Origin of the sequence: Burkholderia sp. Ax-1720, assembly GCF_011753035.1 — a bacterium.
Classification (GTDB): Bacteria; Pseudomonadota; Gammaproteobacteria; order Burkholderiales; family Burkholderiaceae; genus Burkholderia; species Burkholderia gladioli.
The window spans coordinates 1-9,192 of sequence record NZ_VWWK01000232.1 but is presented as its reverse complement, the minus strand read 5'-3'; the positions used below and the strand labels follow the sequence as shown (position 1 = coordinate 9,192).

The window sequence follows — 9,192 nt, the reverse complement described above, 5'->3', positions numbered from 1 at the left end:
CGCAAGGCCGCCGGCCAGGACGCGGCGCCGGCCAGCCAGCGCGGCAGCGTGCTGGCGCGCCGCGCGCCGCGGCCCTCGCTGAACGTCACGCATGCGTGGCAGGGCTGCGAGTCGATCACCGGCTGGGAGTCGATCGACCGCGTGCTGGAGGTCGACCAGACGCCGATCGGCAAGACGCCGCGTTCCTGCCCGGCCACCTACATCGGCGTGTGGGACACCATCCGCAAGCTGTTCGCCGACACGCTGGAGGCCCGCGCGCGCGGCTACACCGCCTCGCGCTTTTCCTTCAACACCGGCGACGGGCGTTGCCCGGCCTGCGAGGGGCAGGGCGTGCGCACCATCGGCATGAGCTTCCTGCCCGACGTGAAGGTGCCCTGCGACGTGTGCCATGGGCAGCGCTTCAATCCCGAGACGCTGGCCGTCAGCTGGCGCGGGCGCAACATCGGCGAGGTGCTGACCATGGAGATCGACGAGGCGGTGGAGTTCTTCGCGCCGATCTCGAACATCGCCCATCCGCTGCAGCTGATGAAGGACGTCGGGCTCGGCTACCTGACGCTGGGCCAGCCCTCGCCGACGCTGTCGGGCGGCGAGGCGCAGCGCATCAAGCTGGTCACCGAGCTGAGCAAGGTGCGCGACGACATCACCCGGCGCGGGCAGAAGGCGCCGCACACGCTCTACGTGCTCGACGAGCCCACCGTCGGCCTGCACATGGCCGACGTGGCCAAGCTGATCCGCGTGCTGCACCGGCTGGTGGACGGCGGGCACAGCGTGGTGGTGATCGAGCACGACCTCGACGTGATCGCCGAGGCCGACTGGATCATCGACCTCGGGCCGGAAGGCGGCACGGGCGGCGGCGCGATCGTGGCGGCGGCGGCGCCGGAAGCGCTGGCGCGCGTGGCGGCCAGCCATACCGGGCAGGCGCTGGTGCCGGTGCTGGCGCGCGGCGAGACGCCGATACGCGCGGCCGTGGAGGGCTGAGGTGGCGGCTCGCCTGGGTCGTGCCGGGTGTCGCGATGGTGATGCCCGGCTCGGCGCGTTTTGCAGCTGCGCGACGAGCGGCACCGCTCACGGTTGAAGCAGTGAAAAGACGACCCACTCCGGCGGCTGGCCATCCGGCGAAATCCGCGCGAATTCATGTTGCCGCTGGAATACGGTAACCGTCGTCCCCTGTGGGTAGGTTTTCAGTACAGGTGCGTTCTGATTGGGCGTCCGCCGGACATCGCACAGGGGAATGGCGACCCGATAGGAGCGGCCGATACTCTCTTGCTCGGCCGGCTGGTTTCGAAGAAGTTCGATCGCCGCCTTGGATGCCTCGCTATATGTGCCGGGTGGGTATTGCGTCAATGAAAAGTTGTACGGTTGGGTGACGGAAACCCGTATCGGTTTTCCATTTTCAATATACGGTTCGCAATGACTGGCGCGTAATGCGACTGTCGCGGAGTGATCGAGCTCGGCGGAACCGCTCGACTTCCTCACTGTGATGTTTTCAATCGATCCGGTCGGACTGACTTCGAAGTAAAGATAGGCAATTCCATGGCCGCCCGCTTTTGCCAGCGCCTTGGGATAGGCAGGTTTGACCATGCGGCAGGAAAGGCCCGCCCTGGAGGAGGCGATGGTGTCAGGCGGGTTGTCCTTGCTCGGCGGCGTCGTGCAGGATGTCAGGAAAAGAGTGCCGATGAGGAGCGCCGCGATGGCAGGCAGATTGCGAATATTTATCATGGCCAGGTTCGATCGATGATGCAGCAAGGTATTGCCCCGTTGGCGTGATATTGCCGTCGAGAAGGACATTAGTCCATTCGGCATGGCGGATCCGCGCGCTAACCAAGTGAATCCGGCAGAACGGAACGGGGCTGGGTCCGCGCGGTGCAGGCCCGTTCCGCTTTCATGGCCTGGTCTCGTGCCTCACCACGCCGCCGCGTCCGGCTTCGCGATCCAGTATTCCCGGCAAAAGTCCAGGTAGGCCTTGACGATCGAGGACGGATGCCGGTGCGAGGGGTAGAGCAGGTTCAGCTCCTGGTACGGCAGCGGATGGTCCTCGAGCACCGCGCTCAGGCGCCCCTCGCGCAGGTCCTCGGCAACCAGGAAGGGCGGCAGCTCGGTCAGCACCTGGCCGTCGAGCGCGCGCTTGCGAAGCTGCGCGTAGTCGTTGGTCGACAGCACCGGGCGCGGCAGGAACTCCACCCCGCCCAGGCGCCATACCGGCTGGGCATAGGCGCCGAGCCCCCAGGTCGCGCAGGGCAGCGCGTGCAGGTCCTCGGGCGTCGAGGGCGTGCCCAGGCGCGCCAGTAGCGCGGGGCTGGCCACCAGGCGATGCCGGTAGGCCACCACCTTGCGCGCTACCATCGACTCGTGCTCGATGGCGCCCACCCGCAGCGCCACGTCGATGCCGTCGACGATCAGGTCGACGCGCCGCTCGGTGGTGTACACGAACAGGCGGATCCCCGGATAACGCGCCTGGAACGCGCCGAGCAGGTCCCACCAGATATCGAAGGAAGGCGGCAGCGAGAGGCGCAGGAAGCCTTTCAGCTCGTGCTGGGCGCCGACCACCGCCTCGCGCGCCTCGACCAGCGCCTCGATGCCGCGGCTGGCGTGCTCGTAGAGGCGCAGGCCGGCATCGGTCAGCCGCGTGCCGCGCACCGAGCGCTCCAGCAACTGCACCGCGAGCTCGCTCTCCAACTGCTTGATGCGGCGGCTCAGGGTGGGCAGCGGCACGCCGGTGCGGGCCGAGGCGGCGGACAGGCTGCCGGCCTGCACCACGGTGACGAACATCTCGACGGCATTCAGGTCCATGGCGGCAACTCGTTCCGGGTTGAGGGGCGGGCATGGCGCGATCGTCGTGCCCAGGTCCGCCATCCTCTCATTTTCGAGAGGCCGGGTGTCAGCTTTAGGGCTATGTCTCGCGCCGGGCGGCTTGCATAGTAGAGCCGTGTTCCCCCTCACCCCCCGACGGAGAAAAGCATGTCCAGCCTTGAAAACCTCTTGAAAACGCGTATTTCCACCAACCGCTACGACCCGGCTCGCACGCTGAGCGATGCGCAGATCGACGAGCTGGTCGCCCTGGCGACTACGGCGCCTTCCGCCTTCAACCTCCAGAACTGGAAGTTCGTGGCCGTGCGCAGCGAGGCGGCCAAGGCCCGGCTGCTGCCGTTGGCCTACGGGCAGCAGAAGGTGGCCGACGCGGCCGTGACCTTCATCGTGTGCGGCACGCTGGAGCCGCATCGCACGCTGCCGGCGGCGCTTTCGCCTTCGCTCGAGCAGGGCATCATCGACCAGGCCGTGTTCGACGGCTGGACCGGCGCGGCCACCAACATGTACGCCAACAACCCGGCGTTCCAGCGCGACGAGGCGATCCGCTCGGCTTCGCTGGCGGCCATGACGCTGATGATCGCGGCGCAGGATCGCGGGCTGGCCTCGGGGCCGATGATCGGTTTCGACCCGGCCGGCGTCGCCTCGGTCTTCGGCCTGGCGCCGACCGAGGTGCCGGTGATGCTGCTGACGGTGGGTTACGCCGCGAGCGGCAACTGGCCGCAAAAACCGCGCAAGCCGACCGCCGAGGTGCTGCGCTTCGCCTGAGGGCGGCTGCCATTCCGATGCCCGCCGGGCGGAGGAATCGATCAGAACTCCTACCAAAGGAATCATCATGAAAGCCTATGTGATCGAACGCGCGGGTGGACCCGAAGTCCTGCAACTGCGCGATATTCCCTCGGTGGCGCCGAGCGCCGACGAAGTGCGCATCCGCGTGCGCGCCTTCGGGCTCAACCGCGCCGAAACCTACTTGCGCGCCGGCAAGATGGGCCCGATCGAAGGGCCGCGCGTGCCCGGCATCGAGGCGGTAGGCGAGGTGCTGGAGGATCCCTCGGGCGCCTTCCGGGCCGGCCAGCGCGTGGCCACGGCGATGGGCGGCCTGCAGTTCGCGCGGCACGGCAGCTATGCCGAGGAAGTGACGGTGCTGCGCTCGAACGTGATCGACCTGGACGGCACCAGCCTGTCCTGGGAGGAGCTGGCGGCGCTGCCGCAGGCCTACCTGACGATCTGGGGCGCGCTCAACCACACGCTCGGGATCCAGGCGGGGCAGGTGCTGCTGGTGCGCGGCGCGACCTCCAGCGTCGGGCTGGCGGCCGTGACCTACGCCCGCGCCTCGGGCCTGCGGGTGGTGGCCAGCACGCGCTCGCCCGAGCACGTCGCGCTGCTGCACGGCTTGGGGGCCGACCAGGTTGTGGTCGACCGCGGCTCGGTGGCCGACGAGGTACGCAAGCGCCATCCCGAGGGCATCGATGCCGCGCTCGAGGTGGTCGGCGCCTCGACGCTGCGCGATACGGCCAGCACGCTGCGCCCGTTCGGCGCGGTGGCGGTGATCGGCCTGCTGGGCGGCGCGCCGGTGCTCGACCAGTTCAACCTGATGACGGACCTGCCGCCGGCCGCGCGGCTGGCGTTCTTCCCCAGCCAGTTGCTCGGCACCCCGGCGCTGCCGCTGGACGCCGCGCCGCTGCGGGCCATCGCCGACGACGTGGCGGCCCGGCGCCTGCCTTCATTGCTGAAGCAGACGCTCGAATTCGACGAGGTGCGCCATGCTCATGAACTGCTGGAAGGCAATCGGGTACAGGGCAAGCTGGTGATCCGGGTCTGAGCGCGGGCCTGGAAAGCTAAGCGGAAATGCTTGTTTGGCGCCGGCGCCGGGCGTGGCTAGATTGAAGTCTCGATCCACGCTTGAAGGAGCCGATGATGTCGAATTCGATCGGACTGGCGCCGCGCGCCCTGGTGGGGCGGCTGGCCTCGCTGCTCGCGCCCGGTGCCGCGCGGGCCCGTCGCCTCGCTGTTTCCGCCGGCCCCGCCGCAACCGGGGAAACCGGCGCCGCCGGCCGCGAGCGGGGCGCCGAATCGGAGCGCCTCGAACAGGTCACCGCCTATGCGCGCGGCGGTTATTTCCATGTGGTCTGCACCATGAGCCCGTTTCCCTTCGTCGACGAGATGAAGGTGCATTGAGGGCGCGCTTGCCTGATTCCCCGCTCGCCTGCCTCGCGCGGGCGACTTCCCCGATGCCTGCCCAGGCCGCGCCGGCGCGCCGCGCTCGCGGCTGAAACCTCGCCTCGCGTGGCGTCCCTCGCGTTTTCCGGTTTTCCGCTACGATCCTCGTATTCATTCGCATGAAAGGCCCGGGCATTGATTCGCCCGCCGGCCGTCGCGACCTCCTGTTCCTCTCATTCCCACGGAGTCCACATGGATCTCGGTATCAAGGGCCGCCTGGCGCTCGTCACGGGTGCCTCGAAGGGCATCGGCATGGCCAGCGCCATGGCCTTGGCCAAGGAAGGCTGCCGCCTGCACCTGGTGTCGTCGAATCCTGAGCCGCTGGAGCGTGTCAGGCGCGGCCTGGAGGCCGCCTGCGGGACGCCGGTGAAGGCCAGCGCGCTCGACCTGTCCGACGCGAACGCGCGCCGCGAACTGCTGGCCGAGGCCGGCCCGGTCGACATCCTGGTCAACAACGCCGGCGCGATTCCCGGCGGCGGCCTGGAGGCGATCGACGAGGCCGCCTGGCGCGCCAGCTGGGAGCTCAAGCTGTTCGGCTACATGGATTTCGCCAAGCTGGTGCTGCCGGAGATGATGGCGCGCGGCAACGGCGTGATCGTCAACGTGATCGGCGCGGCCGGCGTCACGCCGCGCTACGACTACATCCTCGGCTCGACCGCCAATGCGGCCCTGGTGGCCTTCACCCAGGCGGTGGGCGCGCATTCGACGCGGCGCGGGGTGAGGGTGGTCGGCATCAATCCCGGGCCCTGCGCCACCGAGCGGCTCGAGAAGCTCTATCGCAGCCGCGCCGAAACGGCCTTCGGCGATGCCTCGCGCTGGCGCGAGCTGCTCGAGGCGCTGCCGTTCGGGCGGCCCTCGGAGCCCGAGGAGATGGCGGACCTGGTCAGCTTCCTCGCCTCCGAGCGCGCGTCCTACCTGAGCGGCGTGGTGATCGACGCGGACGGCGGGGCGAAGTACCGCTGAGCGGACGAGCCGGAACCGGCTTCAGTCTCCGGCATCGCGGATGCAGGTATTGCCGGAGATATGGAACGCGGGCGGACATTCGGGGGTGGCCAGGACGCCCGTCCTGCCGTTGCAGCCGAGCCGGTCGACGCCGACGGGGCAGGTGATCGGGGCGATCGGCGGGGTGGGCCGGCTGGCGATCGGTAGCGCCGGATCCACCGGCCCCTCGGCGCTCGGTGCCGCAGCCACCACTTGAGGCTTGTCGGCCGTGGCCCGATGTGCTGCCCGCTGAGTCCTGGCGAGCGGCACCGGCGGTGCGTCATGCGGCTTCCTGATCGACGAGGCGTGCCGTTTCAGGCTATCCGGCGCTTCGTTCGCGAGCGGTGCCTCGGCCTTCACCGTCTTCCGTTGATGCTGGCCGATTGCATAGGCGCCGAGCGCGGCGGCCAGCAGGATCGGCCAATAGCGTAACAGCCCGCGACGCCGTCGCGGCCGGCTTTCGCCCAAGGCAAGACCCGATCCGATCGGCGCGTGGCGATGCGGTATCGCGACGGCCTGGGCTTCGCGCCACGACGCGTCGATCGTGGCGGGACTGCGTTCGGCGGGAGATCCAGCCGCAATGGGGTATGCAGCGCGCTTGGCGAGCGCTGTCGGCACGGGGGGCACGACAGTGGACGCGGCCGGCACGGCAGCAGGCATGGCCGGTACGACGGTGGGCACCACCGGCACCCTATCGGCGGCGTCCCGACCAGGCTCGGCTTGCTGCACGATGGTGTCCTTGCCCGGCGCGGTTTCGATTCGAAGCGCGGCGGAGATGGGGGCCCGGGTCAGGTTTTGCGCTTGCGCGAAATGGCTCAACCATGACCGTGGCCACGGTTGTCGACCCCGCTTCGACAGCGCCCGATCGAGTTCGTCGGCACCGTGGATCAGTACGCGCGGGTCGTAAGTGATCTCCAGCCTCGAGTCGCGATGGCGGCTCGGCTCGAAGATCACCGCGCCGCTCGGATAGGAGATTTCCCGGCCATCGTTGAAGTGCCTCGACATCGCGTCGCGCAAGGCGAGGTTGTTGTCCATCGCTTGCCGATAGCCGTTCTTGATCGGGGTGGGCGACGCTTCGCGCCGCAGCATCCAATCGCCATTCGACTTGCCGTCGACCGGATGGTGGAAGTTCTTGATTTCCAGCTGGATGGTGGTGTCGTCGGTGCCGACCAGGATGTCGATCTGGCCATCCTTCAGCAGCAGGTCGCAGATGACGACAGCGGGTCGCTGCCGCTCGATCAGCCAGCGCAGCACCTGGGCGAGCACGGCCTGCTCGGATCGGCTCGGCGGCTTCTGACCGCCGAAATAGAGTTCAATGTCGTTCATGGTAGTGCGATCGAGAGCGCGCGACGACGGTACGAATGGCCTTGTCCGCGATCGGATCGCGGTGCCGTGGCGGGTTCGCCTCGTGACGGAATCATCAGGATATTGCCTGATGAATGACGGCGCGATTGCGCCGTTCTTGAGCGCGAACCGGGAAGACCGATCGACTGTGTTACATGGCGCGACGGAGCCGGCGATTGTTTCGATTTGTTGTCGTGTCCGGCTCGGTCGACATGGATGCCGCGCTTGCGCGGGCATGGCCTCGGGAAGGCGTGGCGATCTGCTCAATGACCCACTTCGTGCAGCCGGTGGAACGCATCGAGCAGGCGCCCGCGCAGCGCCGCCAGACGCGCGTCGCGCCGGTCTCTCGGCCGCTCGATATCGACTTGCATCGCCTCGTCGATGCGACCCGGATCGGCGGCCAGCATCAGCACGCGATCGCCGAGGTAGAGCGCCTCGTCGAGATCGTGCGTGACCACGATCGCCGCCGTGCCATGGCGCTGCACCACGTCGAGCAGCAGGGTCTGCAGGCGCATGCGGGTGAGCGCGTCGACGGCGCTGAACGGCTCGTCGAGCAGCAGCAGTTCCGGCTCGCCGAACAGGCCGCGCGCGATCGCGGCGCGCTGCGCCATGCCGCCCGACAGCGCCGAGGGCAGCAGGGCGCCTTGCCCCGCCAGCCCGACCTCGGCCAGCAAGCGCTCGACCTCGGCCGCGCGGCCGTGGCGAGAGCCACGCGTGCCGCGAGAGCCGCGAGAGCCGGCCGCGAAGCCGACGTTGTCGGCCACCGACAGCCAGGGCAGCAGGCGCGGCTCCTGGAAGATCACGCCGATGCGCGCCGAGGGGCCGTCGAGCGGCTGGCCGTCCAGGCGCACGCCGCCGCGATAGTCGCCGTCGAGCCCGGCGACGATGCGCAACAGGGTGCTCTTGCCGCATCCGCTCGGCCCCACCAGGCAGACGATCTCGCCGCGCGCCACCTGCAGCGCGATATCGGCCAGCACGATGCGGCCGTCGTAGCGCTTGTGTTCGACGCGCAGGTCGAGCAGCGGGGTGTCGTCGCGAGCAACGGCGGCGACTCGCTCAGTCAGCAGGTGGGTATCGCTCATGCCGCCTCCTTGCGCCGGGTGCCGTCGAAGGCATCGCGCCAGCCCAGCCAGCGCTGCTCGATGCGGCGCATCGCGCCGTCGCTGAGCTTGCCGAGCAGGGCCAGCAGCAGGATCGCGCCGAACACCAGGTCGGGCCGCCCGGTCTCGCGCCCGTCGCTGAGCAGGAAGCCGAGCCCGCGCGTGGCCGCGATCAGCTCGGCGGCCACCATGAACATCCAGGCCAGGCTCAGGCCGGTGCGCAAGCCCGTGAAGATCTGCGGCAGCGCGGCCGGCAGCAGGATCCGGCGGAACAGCGCGAAGGCGCCGAGCCGATAGACCGCGCCCAGCTCGACCAGCTTGCGGTCCACGCCGCGAATCCCGGCCACTACCGCCAGATGCACGGGGAAGAAGGCGCCGATCGCGATCAGCGTGATCTTGGGCGCCTCGTCGATGCCGAGCCACAGCAGCAGCACCGGCACCCAGGCCAGCGAGGGGATCGCCCGCAGCGCCTGGAAGCTCGGCTCCAGCAGCGCGTCGATGCGCCGGCTCAGGCCCATCGCCGCGCCCACCGCCAGCGCGAGCCCCGCGCCGGCCGCGAAACCGGCCGCCACGCGCAGCGTGCTCGCGCCGACATGGCGCATCAGGCGCGCCAGGCCCATTCGTTCGAGCGTGGCGAAGATCTCGCTCGGCGCCGGCACCAGGTGATCGGGCAGCCAGCCGGCGCGCACGGCCAGCTCGACCAGGCCGAGCAGCAGCACCGGCAGCGCCAGCCCGGCGAGAC

The 9,192-nt window shown here is 69.3% G+C and carries 9 protein-coding genes and 1 pseudogene; 5 read left to right on the top strand and 5 right to left on the bottom strand.

Annotation, left to right across the window (positions count from 1 at the left end; all coding sequences use genetic code 11):
- Positions 1 to 978: pseudogene (locus tag F3J18_RS33485) on the top strand (excinuclease ABC subunit A); the annotation flags it as partial.
- An 87-nt stretch (positions 979 to 1,065) separates the two neighbouring features.
- Here F3J18_RS33485 and F3J18_RS33480 read toward each other — a convergent pair.
- Positions 1,066 to 1,788 (bottom strand): energy transducer TonB, encoded by a 723-nt coding sequence (locus tag F3J18_RS33480; protein WP_166916406.1) that lies wholly within the window; start codon positions 1,786 to 1,788, stop codon positions 1,066 to 1,068.
- A 114-nt stretch (positions 1,789 to 1,902) separates the two neighbouring features.
- Complete coding sequence (locus F3J18_RS33475) at positions 1,903 to 2,790, bottom strand: LysR family transcriptional regulator (RefSeq protein ID WP_166916404.1); 888 nt, start codon at positions 2,788 to 2,790, stop codon at positions 1,903 to 1,905.
- A 168-nt stretch (positions 2,791 to 2,958) separates the two neighbouring features.
- On the opposite strand from F3J18_RS33475, the gene F3J18_RS33470 reads away from it, so the two are divergent.
- The 4 genes from F3J18_RS33470 to F3J18_RS33455 all read left to right on the top strand — a co-directional run bounded on the left by F3J18_RS33470 (position 2,959) and on the right by F3J18_RS33455 (position 5,988).
- Positions 2,959 to 3,573, top strand: coding sequence for a nitroreductase family protein (locus F3J18_RS33470; protein ID WP_145756210.1), 615 nt, complete (start codon positions 2,959 to 2,961; stop codon positions 3,571 to 3,573).
- 67 nt (positions 3,574 to 3,640) lie between these two features.
- A complete protein-coding gene (locus F3J18_RS33465) occupies positions 3,641 to 4,627 on the top strand; it encodes a zinc-binding dehydrogenase (RefSeq protein ID WP_166916402.1) in 987 nt (328 codons plus the stop codon).
- A 95-nt stretch (positions 4,628 to 4,722) separates the two neighbouring features.
- Positions 4,723 to 4,983: a hypothetical protein gene (locus tag F3J18_RS33460; protein WP_166916400.1), complete on the top strand. Its 261-nt coding sequence runs from the start codon at positions 4,723 to 4,725 to the stop codon at positions 4,981 to 4,983.
- Between the two features lie 234 nt (positions 4,984 to 5,217).
- Complete coding sequence (locus F3J18_RS33455; RefSeq protein WP_166916398.1) at positions 5,218 to 5,988, top strand: SDR family oxidoreductase; 771 nt, start codon at positions 5,218 to 5,220, stop codon at positions 5,986 to 5,988.
- Between the two features lie 21 nt (positions 5,989 to 6,009).
- On the opposite strand, the gene F3J18_RS33450 is transcribed toward F3J18_RS33455, so the two are convergent.
- From F3J18_RS33450 to F3J18_RS33440, 3 genes are all read right to left on the bottom strand, one after another.
- Positions 6,010 to 7,332 (bottom strand): NERD domain-containing protein, encoded by a 1,323-nt coding sequence (locus F3J18_RS33450; protein ID WP_166916396.1) that lies wholly within the window; start codon positions 7,330 to 7,332, stop codon positions 6,010 to 6,012.
- A gap of 281 nt (positions 7,333 to 7,613) precedes the next feature.
- Positions 7,614 to 8,432: an ABC transporter ATP-binding protein gene (locus tag F3J18_RS33445; protein ID WP_166916394.1), complete on the bottom strand. Its 819-nt coding sequence runs from the start codon at positions 8,430 to 8,432 to the stop codon at positions 7,614 to 7,616.
- Positions 8,429 to 9,192: ABC transporter permease (locus F3J18_RS33440; protein ID WP_166916392.1), on the bottom strand; the 764-nt coding region annotated here is incomplete at its 5' end. The genes F3J18_RS33445 and F3J18_RS33440, both read right to left, overlap by 4 nt.